Genomic DNA, 21,594 nt, shown 5'->3' with positions numbered 1-21,594 from the left:
CAAGTGAAATTTATGTAATGAGATAGTAAAGAGGGATGAAACGAAAGCTTATTGCTTTCATTTCATCCCTCTCCTTTTAATTTCCTTGATGATGTTCTTCCTCGGCAGCCATGGCATCTGCCTTTGTTTTATGCACGGTTCCAAAAGGATGCTGCGGCGGCGCATAAATGGAATAAAGCTTAAGTGGCTTATTGCCTGTATTAATCAGATTATGATATTTGCCTGCAGGAATGATAATCGCAAAATCATCCGCTACTTTCCGCTGAAAATCCAGCCGGTCAGGACTATCCCCCATATAAACCATTCCTTCACCATCTTCAAGTCTCAGGAATTGATCGAGCTCCGGATGAACCTCAAGGCCAATATCCTCGCCAACATTGATGCTCATTAATGTCAGCTGCAAATGCTTTCCAGTCCATAGGGCTGTCCGGAACTTGTTATTTTTCTTCGTTGCTTCCTCAATATCCACGACAAATGGCTGCGGACCGAAATCGGTCACCCGGTTATTAAGTGAGACTAATCGCGCTGCATTTTCCTGTTCGCCGCTCATTGCCCATAAGAATACATTTTGAACCTGTGGAAGCTGAGTAAGCACGGAACCCCTTTGGTTCTCCTCGAAACCTTCCATTTCGATTTGATATGCCATGCGCAATCCATCACGGTAATGATCAATGGCAACATGGCCGACCTGATACTCAGGCTGTTTCCCTGTTAAATTGTAATAAAGGTTGCAAAAATGGTTTAAATAGATTTTCTTTCCTTCGATTGCCTGAATAATGTTCTGCTTGTGCTCTTCATTTGGAGCATGCTCTGCCAGCTGAGTGTATAACTCAAGTACAGATGCCTCCCTTTTGACGCCTTCAAGAACCGTTTCACAAAGCTGCTGAAAATGATCCTGATTGCTTCTTAACATCTCGTCAGTATGATATACAGGTGAATGAGGCTGTGGGTAGTAAGGATAGGAATACGCATTAGGATGATACAATACTTGTCATTCCCTTCACAGAATTATCACCACATCATATGCCTATGAAAAAAGAAGGTACATTGTTTTATTAAGTTGGGCTTATGTACGCAAAAAGAACCAGTCATGTCCCTGACTGGTTCTCTTTTCATGAATGAATTATTTTTTCGGAATTTCACAGCCGTCGTCATCACAGATCATACCGTCATTGTCATTTAGAACAGTTATCTCGTCCTCTGCAATAATCTTTTGCAGTGCTTGAATGATCATCTCTGTTGGCTGTGCTCCGCTCAGTGCGTACTTCTTATTAATAAGAAAGAACGGTACTCCTGTAATGCGGTACTGCTGCGCCAATTGCTCATCTGCACGGACTTCATCCGCAAACGCATCGCCGGCAAGCATTTGTTCAGCTTCTTCACGGTTCAGGCCAACTTCTTCTGCTAACTGGGCTAACGTCGCAGGATCTCCGATATGCCTGGAATCTGTAAAGTAAGCACGCAGCAGCCGTTCTGTCATTTCTTTCATTAACCCTTTTGTTTTGGCAAACATCGTCAGACGGTGTGCGTCAAACGTATTAGTAAGAACGATGGTATCAATGTTGAATTCAAGCCCGGCGTTTCTCGCCATTTGCACCATGTTTTGCGTGTTGGCTTTCGCCTGCTCAATCGTCATCCCATATTTCTTCGCCAATTTCTCATACATGTTATCCTGAATATCCCGCTCTGCCGTCGGGTCCAGCTCGAAGCACCTGTAAGTCACTTCGATTGGATGATTAATCTGTTTAATGGCATCCTCCAGATGCCTTTTGCCAATATAGCAAAACGGTCAAGCGAAGTCAGTCCACATTTCAATATGCATACCTGATTCCTCCCATACAGTATTTTCTTCTTTAGTATAGTTGGGGGGATTTTATTTTACACGGAAAAAGCTCAGAGCCAGGGTTTGCTGATGTAGGTTTGTGACGCTTACCGTTCTGGTGATGGAAGGTTTGGGCGTTATTGAGCGAGAATAAAGACCATTTCTCTTGGGTAACCGCGTTTTTCGGCGTTATTCCTTCCGATTAACTACCATTTCTTAAGGGAACTCGACATTTTGGGCGTTATTCCTCTCGATTAATTACCATTTCCCTCAGATCCCCGGCATTTTCGGCGTTATTCCTCTCGATTAACTACCATTTCTCAAGGGAACCCCGCATTTTCGGCGTTATTCCTCTCGATTAACTACCATTTCTCAAGGGAACCCCGCATTTTTGGCGTTATTCCTCCCGATTAATTACCATTTCTCAAGGGAACCCGGCATTTTCGGCGTTATTCCTCCCGATTAACTACCATTTCTCAAGGGAACCCGCATTTTCGGCGTTATTCCTCCTCATTAACTACCATTTCTCAAGGGAACCCCGCATTTTGGGCGTTATTCCTCCCGATTAACTACCATTTCTCAAGGGAACCCCGCATTTTAAGTGTTATTCCTCTCGATTAACTACCAGTTCTCAAGGGAACCCGGCATTTTCGGCGTTATTCCTCCTGATTAACTACCATTTCTCAAGGGAACCCCGCATTTTGGGCGTTATTCCTCCCGATTAATTACCATTTCTCAAGGGAACCCGGCATTTTCGGCGTTATTCCTCCCGACTAATTACCATTTCTCAAGGGAACCCGGCATTTTCGGCGTTATTCCTCCCGATTAATTACCATTTCTCAAGGGAACCCGGCATTTTCGGCGTTATTCCCCCCGATTAACTGCCATTTCCCACAAGCAACAGCCATTTGTAGCCTTAATCCGACTATTAACTCCATACCCGGCAGGCTGCCGCCATTCTGGACATTCTCCCATAACTCTCATTTATTTGCGAGTTCATCATGGTCCGCCGGATGCGGCGGCTCCTCAAACCAGCCATTTTTAATCAAAATGTTTGCACCATCTTCAGCATAATTAGCAATTTCAGCAGACAAGCGGATGAAATTAAGCGAAATATCCTTTCGTGCACTCGAGGCAGCACTTGTAGCATAGATCCCAGCACTTAATGCAATGAGCGAAGTGGTCATAAACATCATTAATTTATCTGAAAAGGGAGGGACAGTGGAATCTGTTACAACCATATCCCAGGACATGCTAACAGGCAGATAACTTTCCTCAAGCAGCTCAGCAAAGACTTTTGTATGTTTTGCAGCAATATCCCTTCCTCTTACCATGAATTGCCCGACTTCCTTGGATTGGGCAACCTGGCTAAACCCGATCATAATCATTTCTCCCATTGCATTTCTTATCAAGTTTGAATATATATTTGTAATCTCAATAACATTCAGGGGCCTTTTATCGCCGAACAATCCACCCATGAATTTTTTGCTTTCGACAAAGCTGGTTTCTTTTACTGGAATGACATGAGGTGATCTCATATACAAGCCTCTGTCCAGCAGCATTTGTTTTAATTTTGTTTCATACTCATTAACTTCCATCAAACAAGTGTTAAAGTATTCCACAATATCCGAACGGACAGAAAGTGTTTTGGCCAAAGCATAAAAATTCACTGCAAACATGGCCATATTATAAAAGAAATAGAGAGAGAAATTTTCTGAAAACAGTCTTGGGGCTGCAGTGTTCACATCCTCTTCACGCTTAAACCCATAAGGCACGGATAAGCCTTCATTTTCAAAAAATCCAGTCAGCTTCTGTAAATGTGCATCCGTTAATTGAAGACCTTCCTGAAGCATGGACTGTAGTTTCTGGTCTTCAACTGTATTTGAAAAATATAAGAAAATACACTGACTCATGCTGCTGTTCAAATAAGCCGACCATAACTGCGCTATTTCAGCTGCAGTCAATGCAGTGTTCTGACTATCATTCATGACTACACGTCCCTCCTTTTTCTCTTAGCATTTCCAAAAGCTGAAAGAATTACAAAGGGATATAATAAATAATTAAATATTGCACATCCTAACTATCGGGAGGTGTTTCTTTTGATCGTTTATTACGGTTCCATCAAGAAATTGGATCACTTTCAAAAAGAGCAGGCAGGGCAAAGTAAAATGGAGGAATTGGATACACTTGGGATCTGGTGTACATCGGATTTTGAGTCTGCTAAGTCATTTGCCATTGGGAAAGAAACAGTCTGCGAAAAATCGGAAACGGACTTCTGGGAAGATGGAACACCGAAAGTGGTTCAATATGATAAGTTAATACGTGGATTTGTCTATAAAGTCTATATAGATGAACCAAACTTAAGAGAATTTGATTCTTATGATCATTTCATGAATGAGAGAGACCCCTTTTGCGACTATGCAAGCAAAAAAAAAAGACACCTTACCTGGCAAGATAAGGCGATCCTATTGAATAAAGATGAAGCCAACACCCAATTTTGCAGAAACCTGTCGAAACAAGGCTACGATGGGATGGTCATTCCGAAAATGCCAATTGAAACCGGCCCTGAAGATATGTATTGCATTTTTTCAGGAGATATCATGCAGATTGCTGATGTCTTTTCAATGGAATAGCGGGAGCCTAAATTACTTCTTTAAGCCATGAAACCACCTGATCAAGCTCCTCTTTTGTCGTAAATTTCCCCAGACTGAATCTGACAGCACCCATTCCAATGTATTCCGGAACCTCCATTTCCCTTAAAACAGGAGATAATTCCACTTTGCCTGAATGGCAGGCTGATCCTGTGGAAGCAGCAAGCTGTGGAATGGCGGATAAGATGTCCTGTCCAACCCTATTGATAAAACTCACATTCAGGGTATTCGGAAGCCGTTTTTCTTCATGGCCGTTAAGAACAACCTCTTCACCAAATGCCTCCTTCAATTGACCCCAAAAATAATTCGTTAAGTCAGCAAGCCCGCTGTCCGAGACATGCTTCCCAGCTAACTCACAGGCTTTGCCGAGCCCGGCTGCAAGCAATGTGTTCTCTGTTCCTGCTCGCATTCCAAACTCATGTCCTGCCCCGTGAATAAGCGGTTCAAGCTCTGTGCCTTTCCTGATATATAAGGCGCCAATCCCTTTAGGCGCGTAAAATTTATGACCGGCAATGGTGAGCATATCCACATTCAGCTCATTAACATCAACAGGCACTTTTCCGGCGGATTGGGAAGCATCGGTATGAAATGCAATCTTGTGCCTCCTTGCGATTTCCCCTATTTCTTCTATTGGCTGAAGAGTCCCCACTTCATTGTTTGAATGCATAATGGTGATCAGGATTGTGTCTTCCCGGATGGCCTTTTCAATATCCCCAGCAGAAACCATTCCATATTTATCCACATCCAACATCGTGAGTTCAGCACCTAAACGCTCCAGAAATTTTAAAGGCTCGATTATGGCAGGATGCTCTATTTTTGATGTAATGATGTGCTTGCCTTTTGAAAGATGCTTGAAATAATAGCCCTTTAATGCGAGGTTGTTTGCTTCACTTCCGCCGCTGGTAAAAATAATCTCTTCAGGTGAGCATGACAGCAAGTCAGATACCTGTTCCCTTGCACGGTTCATTTTTTCTTTTACTGGCTGCCCTGCCCAGTGCACTGCGGAAGGATTTCCGTAAAAGTCTGTCAGAAAAGGATACATGTGATCAGCAACCTCTGAGGCCAAAGGCGTGCTTGCGTTGTAATCGAGATAAACTTTGTTCATTTCCCCTCCCCCTTTCTATAAGAATATCAAAATAATAGAGGAAATGGAGTTTTAGACTAATTTAATAGGGATACCCTCACATCCCTAAAAAAACAATTAACAATAAATTTACAGACCTTTTATCCTTCTTTAATAATGCAGGCTTAAAATAAAGATATACCAACTAATCGAAAGGAGCTGGCGCTATGCTTGAGAAACTTTTTAGATTAGCGGTCCTGACTATTTTTTGTACTCTTTTCCCGTAAGTTTTTAGTTTTTCTTTTTCTCCCAATGGAAGCCCGGCATCAAAATGTGAGCTGACAAGTCTACGTAATGCTCGTTCAACTGCCGCGATATCGGCTTTCACTCAAACTTTTCACTTTCTCTCCATCACAGCAAAGTAATTTTCTTCTCCATCCGCAAAGTTAAAAACCCGGCCTGAAGGCATTTCTACAATTTCTCCAACCGTAATGCCCTTGTTTGAAAAGTCGCTATGAAGTCTTTCAAGATCTTCTGTAAAAAACATCAACGAAGGGGTGCCAAGGTTTAATCCCGGCGACATCTTCGCTACCCATTCCTTATTGTGCAGAATAATACTCGTCTCCGACTCCTTTGATGGAGATACTTCGATCCATCTCATCCCCTGGCCATTATCTTCTTCGGCCAATATCTGAAATCCAGCTTTTTCAGTCCAAAAATTTACTGCTTCATCCTGATTGTTAACGTATAGCATAATTTGTCCGACTTGCTTAATCATGTTCTTACACTCCTTTCGTAATTTTTATATTAAATAAATCTGAAAATTAATTCAATTAAAAAAGAGCCCTGCCCCAGGGACAAAGCTCTGCCTTCTTAGTAATAGTAAGGATATGGCGCGTACGGGTAAGGCGGGTAAGGATAATAAGGATAACCAAATCCTGGTCCCGGTGCCAGCAAGGCTCCTGTCGCAAGCCCTCCTAAAAAGCCAAGCCCCAGACCAAAGCCTGGTCCTCCAAACCCGAATCCCGGCCGGCCAAAACCAAATCCGGGTCTTCCAATTCCAAATCCGGGACGAACTCGATGGTCAGTGAAATACATGCCATTGTGCGGAACAAACTCCTGTGACACAGGCATGTGCTGGTATTGATAATCCAAACGGAACTCCTCCTCTGTATATGTCTACAGTAAAGGATATGCGTCAGTTGCCTATGGGGTATGGGCCCCTGCCCTTAATTCAAAAACAATCTTCGTTTAATAGATAAGTAACCACACCTCTATTATGATTTCTCCATATCTATAAATTAAATTGATAATTAAAAGAGGGATACTAGTGAGTAGAAAAAAACAAATTCCTTGCCTTTTCCCCGGATACCGATGGTGCGGTCCCGGATGCAGCGGACCAGGCGCCCCTATTAATGGAGTGGATGCCTGCTGCAAAGCTCATGATAAATGCTGGTCAAGCGGAAGATCCAAATGCAGCTGTGACCAGGAATTTCTCAGATGCCTGAAGCCAAAAACAAACCTGCATGGCGAAGAAGGAACCATTGCGACGATCATTTATATTTATATGAAGATTCAAACCGATTTTACCTGCAGCCGGTTTCGGAGGAGAAGACAATATTAAAAAGCGGCGCTAGTCGCTTTTTTTATTAACAGTAATATTGCTTTATTAGATTACTTCGATTAAACTCAAAATTAGTTATCTGAATAATAAGAAAACCGAAGGAGGAACCATGAAACTAGGAGCGTTTTCAGTAAGCTTAACCGTAAAAGACATTAAGAAGTCAAAAGAATTTTACGAAAAACTTGGTTTTGAAGCATTAGGCGGGAATATTGAGCAAAATTGGCTGATACTGAAGAATGAAAACTGTGTCATAGGTCTATTCCAAGGCATGTTCGAGAAAAACATCCTTACATTTAACCCTGGCTGGAACCAGAACGCAGAAAACTTAGAGGAATTCACTGACATTAGGGACCTTCAAAAGCAACTAAAGGAACAAGGGATTCCTATCATAAACGAAGCAGATGAGTCAGGTTCCGGCCCTGCAAGTTTCACCCTCGAAGATCCGGATGGCAACGCTATTCTTTTCGACCAGCATAGGTAGAATTCTGCTTACATAAAAATAGAAACAGCAGTGCCGGATTGCACTGCTGTTTTAGCCAATAATAATCAACGTTCATTTCCCCGTTTAAAGTTCCCCGTTATCTTTGCCATGATTAATTGCCTGCTCTTTTCATCTTCAGCTTCACTCATTCTTTTTAGAAACTTCTCTGACTCTTTACCTTTTAGGATTTTCACTTGTTTTCCATTAAAATCAAGAAACACTGTGCTATTTTTATTTACCCGAAAGCTAAATGGTTCTTCATCCAGGCGATTCCTTTTATCAATATGATCCATTTTCTTCCTCCTTGCTTAACCAAACTATAATATAGAATACTCAACAAGAAAACAGAATTTTTTAACTAAATGAATCAAATAATATCCTATACACATTTAATTATCCCGTTGCAGAAGTGGAGATCCTGCTTATGAGCATAATTTTAGCCCTGCTGGCCGCATTATTTGCATCTTTCACCGCTATTCTCGCTAAAATTGGCATTGAAAAGGTTGATTCCAACCTGGCTACCGCCGTACGGACGATTGTGGTGGTCATCATGGCTTTTTTAATGGTCCTTATTACTGGCGAAACAGATAGCATATTTACTATTTCGGTGAAATCCTACGTATTTCTGGTCCTGTCAGGCCTGACAACCGGCCTATCATGGATCTGCTTTTTTAAAGCGATTCAGATTGGAGATGTATCAAAAGTAGTTCCCATTGATAAGTCGAGTGTCGTCTTAACGATCCTCTTATCCTTTATTATTCTCAGGGAACCCGCCACAGCTCTGGTTGTTTCAGGCGGAATCATTATTTCCATTGGAACCTTTGTCTTAATTGGCCTAGTCAGGAAAAAGACCCGCAAAAAGAAAGTATTTAATACAAAATCATATATTTTCCTGGCCGTCCTGTCCGCTGTATTTGCTGCAGCCACTAATATTTTAGCGAAGATCGGAATTGAAGACGTCGACTCCAATGTGGCTACCTTTATCCGGACTGTGGTCATCATTCTTTTCGCCTGGGGCATCGTATTTTTTCAGGGGACTGTTAAGGAGCTTAAAAGCATTTCGAAAAAGTCCTATTTATTTCTTTTCCTCTCTGGAGCCGCTACCGGATTATCCTGGCTGTGCTATTTCGGCGCTCTCGCCATCGGCAAGGTTAGTGTCGTGAACCCCATTGATAAATTCAGTGTGGTGCTGACGATGATTTTAAGTTTCATTATTTTAAAAGAGAAGCCGGCAATGAACACAATTGCAGGCGCCATTTTGATTACGATTGGGACGGCTTTGCTGATAATCTAGGCGTTAATTAAAGATAATTACATAAGAAAAAACGGCTTAAATCCTCAATTTGAGCCGTTTCAATGGAGATTGGGCTTCCAGCAGCCCATTTCAGAAACTATATTTATGTGCTAGTATTATTTACTTGCTGATAGACCAAATTTACTTTCGGATAAAATATTTTATTTGCGCAAAGCCCAATTCTACTAGCGTAAAAGCTATTTATTTTCGCTTAGCCAATATCATTATTCACCTATCCAAAAGCCTGCGAAGCAATAGCATATAAGGTATTGTTCCTCTGCGGCATAGCTGCTGAATTTTTCATCATGACTGGAGGAGTGTTTGTTTTAACAAAACCGCTTCGCTCCAGATAGGGCATAAAATCCTTTCTTCCTACTGGAACATCAATTCGCAGCTTCCCTTTATGATGTAAAGCCAATTTTTCTACGATTAAGGCAGCTGTATCTGAATCAGCTGCTGCAATGGGTCCAAGTATTAAATTGACTGGTCCCTGTATGGATAATCCATATCCAATGATCTCTCCATTATTATTTTTAACAACAAGGCATTGTTTGGACTGGCTGATTCGATTGCGCAGAAATACGCTTCGCTTATCCCCAAAGGCAGCCCCGTCCAAAATAACAAGCTTAGCAAAATCAGACTGATTAAAGTCTTCTATAAAAACTCCATCATGAACCTGTAAATGTACAGGGATGAAATCATCACAAAGAAATTTGCTTATAAAATCCACTGTTTTGAAGCCCATTTTTTCATAAAGGGGCTTTCCTTCCTTCGTTGCAATGAGCATTAGCGACATATCCCCATTAATACTTTCAGCACACTTCCGGACTGCTTCCATTGCCAGCCCTAATCCCCTGAATTCTTCATGGACAATAACCATGCCAATCGACGCCAGTCTAGTGTCATAGGGAATAATAGCTGAACTGGATACAATTCTCCCTGCAGCATTCTTATGACCGAAAACTCTCCCGGATTCCAAAATTGTTCTTATTTCATATTCATCATAATCCCATCCAACCGATGCCGATAAATCTATTAGGCCAGGAATATCATATTGATTTAATTCTGCTATTTCAACTTTCATTCGCTTCTCCCTCTAAATCTTTTGTTTTTTCACCCTAATAAGTATTAAATACCCTTTATACAAAATCCTTCCTGCTTAAAGTTCTAAAGAAGAGCTAAAAAAAAAAATGGACCCCGAATGCTATTCCTGGAGGGTCCATTTCTTTCGTTATGCGGATTATTTGGCGTTTTGGGGTAAGGCAGCAACCGCTTCTATCTCAACTAATTGGCCCCTATAACCCAAAACGGTGACACCTGACAATGTACTTGGAGCATCATGAGAACCGAATTCTTCCCTAACTGCCTGCCATACGGCCACCAAATCTGACTGGTCAGAGGATGCAACAAGAACTCTTGTATAGGCCACATCCTCTAATTCAGCGCCACATTCCTGTAAAGCTGCTTTCAGGTTTTCCACGCAAAGCTTGGCTTGTTCTTCATAACTTATTCCCTCAGGCACTCTCCCCTCTTGATCAAGCGGACACGCCCCTGCCATAAAATAAAGATCCAATCCTGCAGGGACATGAGAGGCGTAAGCATAGTCAACGGCAGGTAAAACCTGCGAATGTATTAATGAGATTTTCTTCATTTCTTACATTCCTTTCCTCTGGCATTTACTATTTTAATTCCACCTATATATATGAATTCCTTTTTCAGTTAAACTGTTTTTAATATCTCAAAAGGCGGGTGGCATGATGCGGGGCATTAAGTTAATAAGAATGATAGTAATTCTTTCTGTCAGCTTACTGTTTGGCTGTTCAGATAAATCGGTGGATCAAGCTGAATTTCCGCCAGAGAAGACGGCAGCTGTTGAAGTGAACGGATCAGACTATTCAATGGAAAAAGGAGGCTATCGGTGAGTCAGGACAGAAAGTTAAAGTTAAGATAGAAGATAACCCGATTCTTAACGTGTTTTTATGGAATCAAAGCGGAAAAGAAAAAGAAATCAAGCTGGAGGATGATCAAATAACTGTGCCTGCAGATAAAGGAACTTATATTTATGAAGTCTTAGCGGAATGGAAAAACGGGGAAATCTCTTATACATTTGTGGCGGAAGTTCAGTAATAGGGAAACCATAGACATGGTTTCCCTCGCTGAATCAGCTGCATTCTATTTAAGAATTTTTTTCTCCTTCAATACTTCCAAAGCAATATTTTTGGCCTCAGTGCCTGTTCCATCGATATTCACCGCAAACACCCATGTGCCCTTCTCTGTTTCAATAAAACCAACATACCAGCCAAGTCCCATGTCAGAGAGCCTTGTCCCTGTTTTGCCATGTAAAATGAAGTGATCCTGTTCATCCTGAATCATCATTCGCTTGACTGTTTTTTGGTTCTTTTGTGAAAAAGGCAAATCTTCTTCAACTAGTTTTTCGATAAAACCAGCTTGTTCTGCTGCAGATATTCTCAGGCTGCTGTCCAGCCAAAACGAATCAATACCGCCAGTAATGTCCTGGTTCCCATACCCTATCCTTGAGACGTACTCATTCATTTTCTTTTCACCAATCGTCCTCGCCAGGTCCTGATAAAACCAGATAGCAGATTCCCTCATGGCAGAAGCAAGGGAATGATCCCGATTCCAGCTTTCGAATTCGCGTTCCACTCCATCCCACCTTTTCACCTCGTACTCATCTCTCACAGCGGCAGTTTCAAGTCCTATTAGGGCATTGGCAACTTTAAAGGTTGACTCCGGCGTCAGTCTCTCTTTGCTCCTCTCCTTGCTATAGACATAAACCTTGTCATTCTTAAGATTTTTGAGAACCATAGTTCCCTCTTTTCCTGCAAAAGCCTCTTCAATGTGCAGCTCTTTCGTGTTTTCTTTTCCGCCTAATGCCTCAGCACCTGTACCTGCCAGCAGGCATAACAAGGCAAGAGAGGCTATACCAAATCTCCTCATCCGATTCATCTTTTCTTCCTCCTTCATAAAATAGGATTTCCGTCATGATGTGTGCTCCATATTTGTCCCTTATACTATAAACAGCATAATGGACACCGAAAAGTAATATTTCGGCTATCTGTACCCATACAGATTCTTGAGAGGAGCATAATAATGGGCAATAAATATGATGAAGTCATAGAAGAAATCCAATCCAGATTGGATGATGAACGGCTGAAATCCGGAGAAAAGCTCCCTTCCATCCGCAGATTGGCCAAAGAATTCAACTGCAGCATCAACACTGTACTGAAAGCTTACAGTGAATTGGAGAAGGCACATCTGATTTACTCAGTGCCCAAAAGCGGCTATTTTGCAGTAGGCTCGGATATGCCCAAAAAACAAACTCAAATGAAAATTGACTTTGTCTCAGCAGGCCCGGATAAAAGCAAGATGCCCTACCGTGATTACCAGCATTGCATGAATCAGGCAATTGAGCTTTATAAAGAGGAAATGTTTCAGTATTCCCATCCCCTCGGCCTGGAGAGTCTGCGGCATCAGCTGTCAGCTCAGCTTCAGGATCTGCAGGTTTTCGCCCCGCCTGATAGAATTGCCGTTGTATCAGGATCCCAGCAGGCTCTGGATCTCTTAATCTCACTGCCTTTTCCCAATAAGAAAAATGAGATTTGCGTTGAACAGCCAACACACTTCAGTTTCATAGATTCCATCACTTCGCGCGGCCTGAAGCCTATCGGCATCGAGGTAAATCAGAATGGGATTGATCTTAATAATTTGGAAAAGGTCTTCAGAGAACGAAGCGTTAAGTTTTTCTACACAGTCTCCCGATTCCAGAACCCGACAGGCTGCAGCTACTCCAATCAGGAGAAAAAGCACATTGTCGAGCTCGCTCAGAAATATGATGTCTGCATAATCGAGGATGATTATATGGGAGACCTTGATACCAGGAAAAAAGCAGACCCCATGTTTGCCTATGATCCCAGCGGCAGAGTCATTTATACAAAAAGTTTTTCTAAAGTTCTGCTGCCTGGGCTGCGATTGGGATTGGCCGTTCTTCCGGAAACACTAATGAAAAGCTTTACTCAAGCCAAATTTGCAGCGGACGTCCATACACCAGTCCTCACACAAGGAGCACTTGAGATTTACTTAAGCAGCGGTATGTTTAAAGTCCACATTGAAAAACTCCGGTATCAATACAAAAAGAAAGGCACCATTCTCAAAAAGGCGTACTTGGAGCATTTGCCTCCTGGTGCTGCCTTTACTGGCGGGGATTCGGGATTTTATTCAACAGTTGAGCTTCCAGGCAGATTGAAAGCAAAACAACTTGTGGAATATCTCCAAAAGAAGAATGTACTGGTTCAGGATGCAACAGGTATGTACCTCCCTGAATACAGGCATGAAAACCGTATCCGGTTAAGTGTGTCACAGGTGGATGACAGGAGAATTCCAGTTGGGGTGAAAAAGATCGGGGAAGGGATTTGTACGTTAGTCAATTCATATATCTGAAAGATGCGTTTAAATATGGACTAACGCCACTTCCAAAGATGACATGACACCCGATTAACAATCATATCTATAAGGATGGGGTTCCAATATCCATAAAAGGAGATGGTTCGATTGAATCCTTATTATTATTATCCATATTATCGGGCAACTGGCTGGGGAGATATATTAACACTGCTGCAGCAAAGTTTATATGCTGAGGAAATGGTTTGTTCCATGAGTTCTGAACTATTTCATATTCCCGAGACCAAAGATTTAAAAGGAAATGCAGAGATGCACAACCACCTGGTTCCGGCTTCGTATCACCGCGTGACCGCTGTTGGATGTGCACATAGACTAGTAAATGGAGAACAGCGGCAATCGATTATCGACACTATGGCGGCTTGCATCGTGAATGCGGAAAATCAGGATAAAAAGGTGCGGGAAGGACTAAAAACGATGGAGGAAAATGCAGGTCCAGAGTATAAGGCGTTTATAAGTTTGATCATCAGATGGCAAGACCAGGCAGAAAATTACCTATCTCAAGCTAAAGAAGCTTTGCGTACGATGGATGTATCTTTTCCTTCTGCTGGAAGCGGACCGGAGAATGGCGGTTACAATCTTTATTAAGGAATTGGATACCAGTCAGGCAAGTATGACGAAATTTAAAGAGGTTATAGAAAGCTCAGCAGAACTGAGCTTTCTAGGTTTCTACTGTTTAAAAGCAACTCCATTAGCAATACTCCCAACAGCCTTCCTCTTCCCTCTAACCCAAGCAAACACAATAGCCGCAATCAATGTAAATCCTAAGTACCCCATTAATGGATAAACCGTTCCGACCAAAGTGATGAAGCCGATGAAACTTGCGCCAAAAGCGGCAGCTCCGAATAATACAACAAAGACATTGAATTTAGGATTCTCTCTTTTCACGATCCTAGCAGTGAAGGCATACAGCATCCCAACAGCTGTGTTGTAAATCATGCCAAGCAGGACAACAAACATTAACAGTCCAAATGCCGGTGAAATTTCATTTGCAAGTGCAAGGATCGGCATTGGAGATCCCTCCACCACGTCCATTTTGACCAGCATGGCTACATTGATCAGTAAAATCAGCACACCCAGACCAACACCGCCCAAGATTCCGCCCAAGCCAGCCTGCTTTTCATTCTTCGTTGTGCCGCCCATGACAGCAAGCATCGCTGCACCAGCCGCAATATTGTAAGAAACATACAGTAATCCGCCCATAAACCAGTTGGAAGCAGCAGGCGTTTGGCTTTCCGCCAATTTCTGAACTTCCGGGAAATCCAGCCCCATCGTGCTTAGAGCATAGACGCTAATGATAACCACCATGAGGAGCAGAAATGGCGTAACCAGGCTGATAATTGAAATGACTTTTTGGATGTTCAGACATACTGTCAGGATCGTTAACACAGCCATAATAATATTGCCGGCCATGCTCGGGATTCCAAATTGCTCTTCGAAGATCGATCCCGATCCGGCAAGCATGACGACGGCCACCCCAAAAAGGAAGAATGTAATGATAAAATCTACAGCCATTCCAAGATACTTTCCGCAAATATGGTAAATCACATCTTTATGGGAATCTGTCTGCAGACGGCTTCCCAGCTGCGTTAAATTCATGCCAAGAAAAGCAAAGAAAAAAGTCGCGAGCACGCCTCCGGCAATCCCCATCCAGCCAAAGCCCGTAAAAAACTGCAAAATCTCCTGCCCAGAAGCAAAGCCTGCTCCGACAATCACCCCAATAAAGGCCCCGGCAATCTGAATACTCTTTTTCAAACCTATTCCCCCTTTTAATATTTGAATTTTTTGACAACTTTATTTAAAAGAGAAAGAGAGAATCCTCTCTCTTTGAGCGTCATTTGCGCTTTTTATTTGGTTTGAGTGGCACTATTCCCGCCAATGAGGGCTGCATGTTCATTCTGCTCTCCCAACGCAAATTTCTTTTCAAAAACAGTAAACTCTCTAATAGTTTCATAATTCGGTTCATACCCGATGCCGGATTTTTCTGGAACCTTGATCATTCCATTTTCAACGATTACTTCAGGTTCAATCAGATCCTTCTCCCAATAGCGGGATGATGCAGCTGTGTCCCCTGGCATAATAAAGTTTGATAGAGTGGTTAAGGCAATATTGTGTGCTCTGCCAATGCCGGATTCCAGCATGCCTCCGCACCACACCGGGATGCCGCGTTCCTGGCAGAGGTCATGAATTTTTTTGGATTCTGTCAAGCCCCCGACACGGCCGATTTTGATATTAATAATTTGGCAGCTTCCAAGTTCAATCGCCTTGCGCGCATCCTCATAGGAATGGATGCTTTCATCGAGGCAGACCGGTGTTTCAAGTTCCCTCTGAAGGACAGCATGGTCAATAATGTCATCAGAGGCCAGCGGCTGCTCGATCATCATTAACTCAAATTCATCCAGCTGTTTTAACAGTTCAATATCATCAAGTGTGTAGGCTGAGTTCGCATCCGCCATAAGCGCTATATCCGGAAAATGCTTTCTCACTTCTCTCATGACCTCAACATCCCAGCCCGGCTTGATTTTCACTTTAATTCGTTTGTAGCCATCCTCTACATATTCACCAATAAGGTTCAGCAAGTCCTCAACACGGTCCTGAATCCCGATGCTGATTCCAACCTCAATTTCATTCGCTGTCCCGCCAAGCGCATTCGCAAGCGGAATTCCCTTTTGCTTGGCATATAAGTCCCAAACCGCCCCTTCAAATGCCGATTTCGCCATATTGTTTTTCCGTATGTAGGAGAGGGTTTCTGACACATCATCAGGGTGTTCCATTTCTTTGTTTAATAGATTCGGAATGATGAAATCTTCAAGCATATGCCAGTTCGTTTTCAGTGTTTCTTCGTTATACCATGGTGAATGAAAGGCAACTGATTCTCCCCAGCCGCTAACACCGTTCTCATCCTTTGCTTCCAGTAAAAGAAATTCTTTATCCTGAAACGTTCCAAAGCTTGTGGTAAATGGTGCTTTCATTCTCATTTTCATATGCCTCAAAACGACTTCTGTCACTTTCATATTCATTCCCGCCTTTTCCTGTTAGTTGAGTTTAAGCTGGTTTCGTTGAATTAATACATAGTAGTGTACCGGGCCTTTTGCACTTTTTTGAAAACCTGCCATGGCGTACCCTTGTGAAAATAAAGTCTGAAAAATCCCTCTAGTTTTGAAGCGCCAATCCATCGACAGCTCGAAATTTTGATTTTTAATAGCTTGAAAGTTTGCCGGAATCGGAACAAGTACAGGTCCTCCAGAAGCATCCCATTCGGTATTTAATAAAACAGGAAAGTTGTCCTCTGATATTCCCCAGTCAAACGGATTCTTGGCAGACGCTGTTTCAATCCTGAGCGGATCACCGGCATGAGAACTGGTAATCCACCATTCCACCTTTAACCGGTCTGTCGGCAGTCCATGATTCAAATTATCATCCATATCTCCATAGCAATTCTCCACATATGTGGAGCAAACCGCATTCAGTTTATTAAGATTTAAATAGGCATTCCGGCTTTCAAGCGGATCAAACGTCCAGGTGATCAGATCATATCCCATCTCAGCTGCCAGTTCCTTTTGCTTCTGCTTTAATAATGCGCCAAGCCCCTTATCCTGGTGGTCGGGATGAATGCCGAGCATATGAGAGCATAAATACCCTTTTCCTTTGCTGAAACCCGGAAATCCGTAACTGAATCCCACAAGTTCTTCTTCTATAAATGCCCCGAGGAGAACCCCGCCGTTCTGGGCAGCTGTAATGGTTTGATGAACCGGCAGGGGAGCCATGTTCCAGATGATCTCCTCCAGCTTTTGAATTAGATTCATATCTGATGCTGTCTTTAATACCCGCAAATCAATTGTCACAGCAGCCATCTTCACTCCTCCTTCTCCAAAGTGGCCATTACCGCCCTGGCCAATATTTCAACTCCTGAGTAAATGGCTTCCCGATTAAATGTCATGTCCGGATGATGAAGCCCCGGCTGTAAATCACAGCCCAATCCTAGCATCGCGGCCTTAATATTCGGCTTTTTGAGGGTATAAAAATGAAAGTCTTCCCCGCCTGAAGTCACGATTGGCTCACGTAATTGGCCGGCTCCCAGTACATCAATTATGGCCTTCTCCAGAAATTGCTGCGCTTCTTCATCTACCTGGGCTGCTGCCACATTCGCTTTCGTCTCCAGTGTAATTTTGACTCCGTAGAGCTTGGATAAATACTCCGTGACCGTTTCAATTTTTTCAGACAGTGCGTTTATCACTTCATTGGTTTGAGCTCGCAGGTCTAAACTGAAGGAAGCTTTTCCCGGTATGATATTGCCTGAGTCACTGCCGGCATGAAACTTGGTCATCTTAGCCGTATGGGGGACCATGGGATCCAAATGAATGTTTTTAATTTCATGAATAAAAGAAGCGCCAATCTCGATGGCATTCTGGCCAAGATGCGGACGGGCGCCATGGGCATCTTCCCCGATAATTTCCCCTGTCAGAAATCTTGCAGCACCATGGTAAATGGCTCCCGATGCTTCCCCGTCTCTTATTTCCTGGATGGGTCTAAGATGTACACCGTACAGGTAATCCACGTCATCCAGCACGCCATGCTCAATCATTTTCAAGGCACCAGTGCCTTTTTCTTCAGCCGGCTGGAAGATGAATTTCAGCTTGCCTTTCTTGGGGAATCCCGCCTTTTGCAGCAGCAAAATCGCCCCTACTCCCATTGTCATATGGGCATCATGGCCGCAGGAATGATTCGCCTGAAACTTGCCGTCCACTTCCTGCCAAAGTGCGTCCATATCGGCTCTCAGAGCGACACACGGACTCCCTTCCCCCACTTCAACAACTAAACCGGTGCAATCCCCAAACAGCTGAACCCGGAATCCCCGGCACTCAAGGAATTTCTGCAGGTACTCGGTGGTTTTATATTCCCTCCAGCTCACTTCCGGATGTTTGTGCAAATGCGTAAATACCATCTCTAACGCTGGTTTAAGCTCTTCAATCATTTCCTTCAATCTAACTTCCCTCCCGGCTGTATAAAAAAATGCTCACTTTCCAGCTTTTCATATTGTTCTTTTCTTGCTTGAAATCGGTCACGATCTTGAATGGACACCCCTGCAATCATCGCATTCAGAAAGGAAAATAATGCGGGTGCTGCATCAATCGTCGATTTTTCGGAAGAATGGATTTGAAAAAGCAAATCGGCATGCTCCTTAATTGGCGCGATCGCTGAATCGGTTATGCCAATCACAAATGCTCCCTGCTTTTTCGCCAATTCCGCCAATTTGATCGTATCCTTCATATAACGGTCGAATGAAATGGCAATGAACGTCGCATCTTTATCCATTTCTGTGACCGTCAAAAGCAGATCATCTGTATCCGGCCGGATCAGCTTCGCATTTCCCCTGACTACACCAAGGGTAAAAGAAAGCCAGCTTGCTGCTGCAAAAGAAGACCGCAATCCTGTAACATAGACCTTTTTCGTCTTGATCAAGCGTTTCACTAAAACATCAAAATCATCCTGGCTTATGTTCTCAAGCGTTTCCCTGATATGCAGACAATCCTTCTCCATTACACTTGCCAGGAACTCCGGTTTTTCGGCCAGTTCCACCTTACTCGTAAAATACTGCCCCAGTGTGCTATTCGCCTTCAAAAGCTGTTCCCTTACCATCTTCTGAAGCTCAGAATAGCCGGAAAGCTGAATCGAATAACAGAAACGGATGACTGTCGTTTCACTGACCCCGATTCTTTTGCCGATCTCACCCGCAGACTTTACGGCAAAATCCTTCGGATGGTCGAGCAAATACTTCGCTGCCTTCTGCTGGCCTTTGGTGAGGTTATTAAACTCTTTTTCTATGGTTTCTTTTAATATCATTTAGGATCACCTTAAAATATGAAGTTTAAGCTGTATTCTTTAGTTTTTTGAAGTCTGCACTTCGTTTTAATTAAACTATCATATATTTCTTCGGAAAACAACAATAATTCTGAAAATTTTATAATTAAAAAAGACACCCTTATCGGATGCCAATTTCTTTATGATATACATGATCATTCTATAATTCCCGATTGAACAGCATTCACATCTGCTTCAATTTTAATTTCCATTTCACTATACTGCTCTTTCCATTCCTTCCGATTAAAATCGGAGCGCTGCCGGGCCTTTTCCCCGATACGAAGGGGATCTGTATTCAATTCCTGAAACCTCTTGACCATTTTCTCTGCTCTCTCAGTTATTTCTTTTTCCACTGCTTTTTCAATTCTCTCAATCGTTTTCTTGTCCGTAAGATCCAAATCAACCCCTTCCATCGCTCTGCCGTTTACTTTCACCTTAAAAGTAGCTGTATATTTCCCATTTCTCTTGTCCACCATTATTTTAGGTTTTGATGACAGGTTTTCGAGACTTACATCTTCTCCGCCGCTAAGCTCCACTTCAAATTGTCCCCGCCGGAATTTTTCATATAGTATTTTAAAGATATAGGCGTCACCAAAACTGATCGTATCAACAAGCTTATCGTCTTTAAAAATCCCCAGTCCGCTGACTTTTAAATGCTTTCCCTGTTTTTCGATTAAAGGTAAAAAAGGGTCGGCATCCTTGCTGTAATAGTGAACAAGAAATCGGTGTAAATTTACATCAGGAATAGTCTGCTCAAGATTTTGTTCAACCACATCAATTAAATACTGTGATACAGAATCACTTTGCGAGTAATTGGAATCAATAATGTCTTTCGCCTTCTCTTTTGATACAACCAGCAGCAATTTCCGGCCAATGCTTGGGTTTCTCTGCAGACTGTCTACTTGATTTTCAATGCCATGCTCTGCAAGTTCCTGATTGAAAATGACCAGTCCCACCCTTCCAACCACTATGGGCTTTGCAGCTTCGGCCTGAATCTTTTGCCTGATCCGTTTACTGGTCTTCCCTGTTGCAGAAAAAACCTCATTTACAGGCAATGATTGTTCACCTGGAGGTATATTGGAGGAGCCTGCTGTTCCTTCAAATTCCTCACCATTGACATAATCATAGCCAATGGTCTGCACCAATTGGATATCCTCCAATACCTTTGGACTTGGAGTACAGCCTGCCAGGAGGATTGGAATCAGGGAACAGCATAAATAGTTTTTAACATTCATGCTTTTTTCACCTTCATGATGATATATTGTAAGACCAGCAAGCATGGCAAGTAGAAATAGATCGTATATAACCCGATTTGAGAGACAGCTTTCTGCAGCAAATCAATTTGCTGTCTATCTGTTAATAGAACGCTGATGAAAAACAGCAGTAGGCAAAAAATCCTCAAGGCACTTCTTTGAGAGACGGGAAACAGACGGTTCATTCCTCTGCTTGCACACCAGAGGCCAATGCAAATATTCGGAAGAATGGCAAAGAACCATACGGAAATTCCTATGTATTCGAACCTTTCCACAATGATTAAGTCCACGATTTTCCAAAGTGTGAGTGTGGCCCAAATGGTGCTTTTTAATTGTTCCTGGTTGAAATAGACAAAGGTAACAAAAGCTGTGATCAAGTAAATAAGAATGCTAAATAACACGCCAAAGTATGCCCATTTTTCGGATTTTGGCCCATCCTTTATAAAAGGATAAAACATGAATAGGGTCTCAAACCCGAGAAAATTTAGAGTCATATCTTTTGAAGCTTTAAATAAATCACCAGGAGAAGCATCCAGGATTGGCAGAAGATTTCCATAATCAGCATACTGTAAAGGATAAAACTTCACCAGCAATAGCGGCAAGACGTATAAAACCCCTAAATAGCTTAACCCTGTTACAACCCTAAAACCTCCTGTGACATAGGAATAGGCTAAAAATATGATAATTAGTATGAATATCCATTCTGAGACTTCGGGAAATACCCAAACCTGGAGAACTTCCACATAGGATCTAAGTACAACCAACGCAAAAGCAAAGAAGTATAACAAGAATAAAAAGCTTAAAAAACCGCCAATCCATTTCCCCATAATTTCAGCGTGGATGGCCACGATGTCGTTATTCCCCTTATTCAAGATTCGATAGGAAACCCATACCAATCCGATAATGGAGGCGCCGGATGTTAAAATTGCAATCCATGCGCTATAGCCGGCAGACTGGACAATAATTCTTTCGAAGCCCAGAATCCCTACACCTATTTGCATCGCATGTATTAAATAAAATACAAAATAGGGAGATACCTTTTTATCCTCTTTAGGTAATGGAAACATC

At 42.5% G+C, this 21,594-nt stretch carries 25 protein-coding genes; 8 read left to right on the top strand and 17 right to left on the bottom strand.

The window, feature by feature from the left end:
* Positions 1-76: 76 nt before the first annotated feature.
* The 3 genes from CE058_RS01325 to CE058_RS01315 all read right to left on the bottom strand — a co-directional run bounded on the left by CE058_RS01325 (position 77) and on the right by CE058_RS01315 (position 3,810).
* On the bottom strand, positions 77-985 hold the full coding sequence (locus CE058_RS01325; protein ID WP_283913142.1) for a cupin domain-containing protein: 909 nt from the start codon (positions 983-985) through the stop codon (positions 77-79).
* A 138-nt stretch (positions 986-1,123) separates the two neighbouring features.
* Positions 1,124-1,777: a DsbA family oxidoreductase gene (locus CE058_RS01320; RefSeq protein ID WP_227888069.1), complete on the bottom strand. Its 654-nt coding sequence runs from the start codon at positions 1,775-1,777 to the stop codon at positions 1,124-1,126.
* A 1,025-nt stretch (positions 1,778-2,802) separates the two neighbouring features.
* On the bottom strand, positions 2,803-3,810 hold the full coding sequence (locus CE058_RS01315; protein WP_163139779.1) for a DUF3231 family protein: 1,008 nt from the start codon (positions 3,808-3,810) through the stop codon (positions 2,803-2,805).
* A 102-nt stretch (positions 3,811-3,912) separates the two neighbouring features.
* On the opposite strand from CE058_RS01315, the gene CE058_RS01310 reads away from it, so the two are divergent.
* Positions 3,913-4,455 carry a hypothetical protein gene (locus tag CE058_RS01310; RefSeq protein ID WP_286167826.1) on the top strand — a complete coding sequence of 181 codons (543 nt, stop codon included), beginning with the start codon at positions 3,913-3,915 and terminating at the stop codon, positions 4,453-4,455.
* 7 nt (positions 4,456-4,462) lie between these two features.
* Here CE058_RS01310 and CE058_RS01305 read toward each other — a convergent pair whose 3' ends face one another.
* The 3 genes from CE058_RS01305 to CE058_RS01295 form a co-directional block, all read right to left on the bottom strand.
* The gene (locus tag CE058_RS01305; protein WP_163139775.1) at positions 4,463-5,578 is read right to left on the bottom strand and encodes a cysteine desulfurase family protein; all 1,116 of its coding nucleotides are present in this window, start codon (positions 5,576-5,578) and stop codon (positions 4,463-4,465) included.
* A 355-nt stretch (positions 5,579-5,933) separates the two neighbouring features.
* Positions 5,934-6,314: a VOC family protein gene (locus CE058_RS01300; RefSeq protein WP_163139773.1), complete on the bottom strand. Its 381-nt coding sequence runs from the start codon at positions 6,312-6,314 to the stop codon at positions 5,934-5,936.
* Positions 6,315-6,409: 95 nt separating this feature from the next.
* On the bottom strand, positions 6,410-6,634 hold the full coding sequence (locus CE058_RS01295; RefSeq protein ID WP_197087772.1) for a hypothetical protein: 225 nt from the start codon (positions 6,632-6,634) through the stop codon (positions 6,410-6,412).
* A 232-nt stretch (positions 6,635-6,866) separates the two neighbouring features.
* Here CE058_RS01295 and CE058_RS01290 point away from each other — a divergent pair, with 232 nt between their 5' ends.
* Complete coding sequence (locus CE058_RS01290) at positions 6,867-7,160, top strand: phospholipase A2 family protein (protein ID WP_163139769.1); 294 nt, start codon at positions 6,867-6,869, stop codon at positions 7,158-7,160.
* 109 nt (positions 7,161-7,269) lie between these two features.
* On the top strand, positions 7,270-7,641 hold the full coding sequence (locus CE058_RS01285; protein WP_163139767.1) for a VOC family protein: 372 nt from the start codon (positions 7,270-7,272) through the stop codon (positions 7,639-7,641).
* A 65-nt stretch (positions 7,642-7,706) separates the two neighbouring features.
* On the opposite strand, the gene CE058_RS01280 is transcribed toward CE058_RS01285, so the two are convergent.
* Positions 7,707-7,934: a hypothetical protein gene (locus CE058_RS01280; protein WP_048011572.1), complete on the bottom strand. Its 228-nt coding sequence runs from the start codon at positions 7,932-7,934 to the stop codon at positions 7,707-7,709.
* Between the two features lie 131 nt (positions 7,935-8,065).
* On the opposite strand from CE058_RS01280, the gene CE058_RS01275 reads away from it, so the two are divergent.
* Entirely contained in the window at positions 8,066-8,935 is an 870-nt protein-coding gene (locus tag CE058_RS01275; protein WP_163139765.1) for an EamA family transporter, read from the top strand.
* A 232-nt stretch (positions 8,936-9,167) separates the two neighbouring features.
* Here CE058_RS01275 and CE058_RS01270 read toward each other — a convergent pair whose 3' ends face one another.
* Both CE058_RS01270 and CE058_RS01265 read right to left on the bottom strand, forming a co-directional pair.
* On the bottom strand, positions 9,168-10,019 hold the full coding sequence (locus tag CE058_RS01270; protein WP_163139763.1) for a GNAT family N-acetyltransferase: 852 nt from the start codon (positions 10,017-10,019) through the stop codon (positions 9,168-9,170).
* A gap of 156 nt (positions 10,020-10,175) precedes the next feature.
* Positions 10,176-10,586 carry a RidA family protein gene (locus CE058_RS01265; protein WP_163139761.1) on the bottom strand — a complete coding sequence of 137 codons (411 nt, stop codon included), beginning with the start codon at positions 10,584-10,586 and terminating at the stop codon, positions 10,176-10,178.
* 103 nt (positions 10,587-10,689) lie between these two features.
* Here CE058_RS01265 and CE058_RS24940 point away from each other — a divergent pair, with 103 nt between their 5' ends.
* Together CE058_RS24940 and CE058_RS24935 are read left to right on the top strand one after the other, a co-directional pair.
* Positions 10,690-10,857 (top strand): hypothetical protein, encoded by a 168-nt coding sequence (locus CE058_RS24940; RefSeq protein WP_286167825.1) that lies wholly within the window; start codon positions 10,690-10,692, stop codon positions 10,855-10,857.
* A 49-nt stretch (positions 10,858-10,906) separates the two neighbouring features.
* Positions 10,907-11,062: a hypothetical protein gene (locus CE058_RS24935; protein ID WP_286167824.1), complete on the top strand. Its 156-nt coding sequence runs from the start codon at positions 10,907-10,909 to the stop codon at positions 11,060-11,062.
* A 45-nt stretch (positions 11,063-11,107) separates the two neighbouring features.
* Here CE058_RS24935 and blaOXA read toward each other — a convergent pair whose 3' ends face one another.
* Positions 11,108-11,902: a class D beta-lactamase gene (gene blaOXA, locus CE058_RS01255; protein WP_163139759.1), complete on the bottom strand. Its 795-nt coding sequence runs from the start codon at positions 11,900-11,902 to the stop codon at positions 11,108-11,110.
* A gap of 144 nt (positions 11,903-12,046) precedes the next feature.
* Between blaOXA and CE058_RS01250 the strand changes: the two genes are divergently transcribed.
* Positions 12,047-13,393: an aminotransferase-like domain-containing protein gene (locus CE058_RS01250; protein ID WP_163139757.1), complete on the top strand. Its 1,347-nt coding sequence runs from the start codon at positions 12,047-12,049 to the stop codon at positions 13,391-13,393.
* A gap of 111 nt (positions 13,394-13,504) precedes the next feature.
* Complete coding sequence (locus CE058_RS01245; RefSeq protein WP_163139755.1) at positions 13,505-13,999, top strand: hypothetical protein; 495 nt, start codon at positions 13,505-13,507, stop codon at positions 13,997-13,999.
* A gap of 81 nt (positions 14,000-14,080) precedes the next feature.
* Here the strand turns inward: CE058_RS01245 and CE058_RS01240 are convergent, their stop codons facing one another.
* The 7 genes from CE058_RS01240 to CE058_RS01210 form a co-directional block, all read right to left on the bottom strand.
* Complete coding sequence (locus CE058_RS01240) at positions 14,081-15,166, bottom strand: YkvI family membrane protein (RefSeq protein ID WP_048011564.1); 1,086 nt, start codon at positions 15,164-15,166, stop codon at positions 14,081-14,083.
* 92 nt (positions 15,167-15,258) lie between these two features.
* Positions 15,259-16,425: an o-succinylbenzoate synthase gene (gene menC, locus CE058_RS01235; protein ID WP_286167823.1), complete on the bottom strand. Its 1,167-nt coding sequence runs from the start codon at positions 16,423-16,425 to the stop codon at positions 15,259-15,261.
* A gap of 21 nt (positions 16,426-16,446) precedes the next feature.
* Positions 16,447-17,265: a GNAT family N-acetyltransferase gene (locus tag CE058_RS01230; RefSeq protein ID WP_163139753.1), complete on the bottom strand. Its 819-nt coding sequence runs from the start codon at positions 17,263-17,265 to the stop codon at positions 16,447-16,449.
* Positions 17,266-17,267: 2 nt separating this feature from the next.
* On the bottom strand, positions 17,268-18,395 hold the full coding sequence (locus CE058_RS01225) for a M20 peptidase aminoacylase family protein (protein ID WP_163139751.1): 1,128 nt from the start codon (positions 18,393-18,395) through the stop codon (positions 17,268-17,270).
* A complete protein-coding gene (locus CE058_RS01220) occupies positions 18,392-19,255 on the bottom strand; it encodes a MurR/RpiR family transcriptional regulator (protein WP_163139749.1) in 864 nt (287 codons plus the stop codon). Before CE058_RS01220 ends, CE058_RS01225 begins: the two co-directional genes overlap by 4 nt.
* Positions 19,256-19,428: 173 nt before the next feature.
* A complete protein-coding gene (locus CE058_RS01215) occupies positions 19,429-20,508 on the bottom strand; it encodes a Ger(x)C family spore germination protein (RefSeq protein ID WP_163139747.1) in 1,080 nt (359 codons plus the stop codon).
* On the bottom strand, positions 20,505-21,593 hold the full coding sequence (locus CE058_RS01210) for a GerAB/ArcD/ProY family transporter (protein WP_163139745.1): 1,089 nt from the start codon (positions 21,591-21,593) through the stop codon (positions 20,505-20,507). The genes CE058_RS01215 and CE058_RS01210 overlap by 4 nt, the downstream gene beginning before the upstream one ends.
* Position 21,594: the final 1 nt, after the last annotated feature.

The organism is Bacillus sp. 22-7 (assembly GCF_010628845.1).
GTDB classification, from domain to species: Bacteria; Bacillota; Bacilli; order Bacillales; family Cytobacillaceae; genus Cytobacillus; species Cytobacillus firmus_B.
This window is presented reverse-complemented; position numbering and strand designations above follow the sequence as displayed.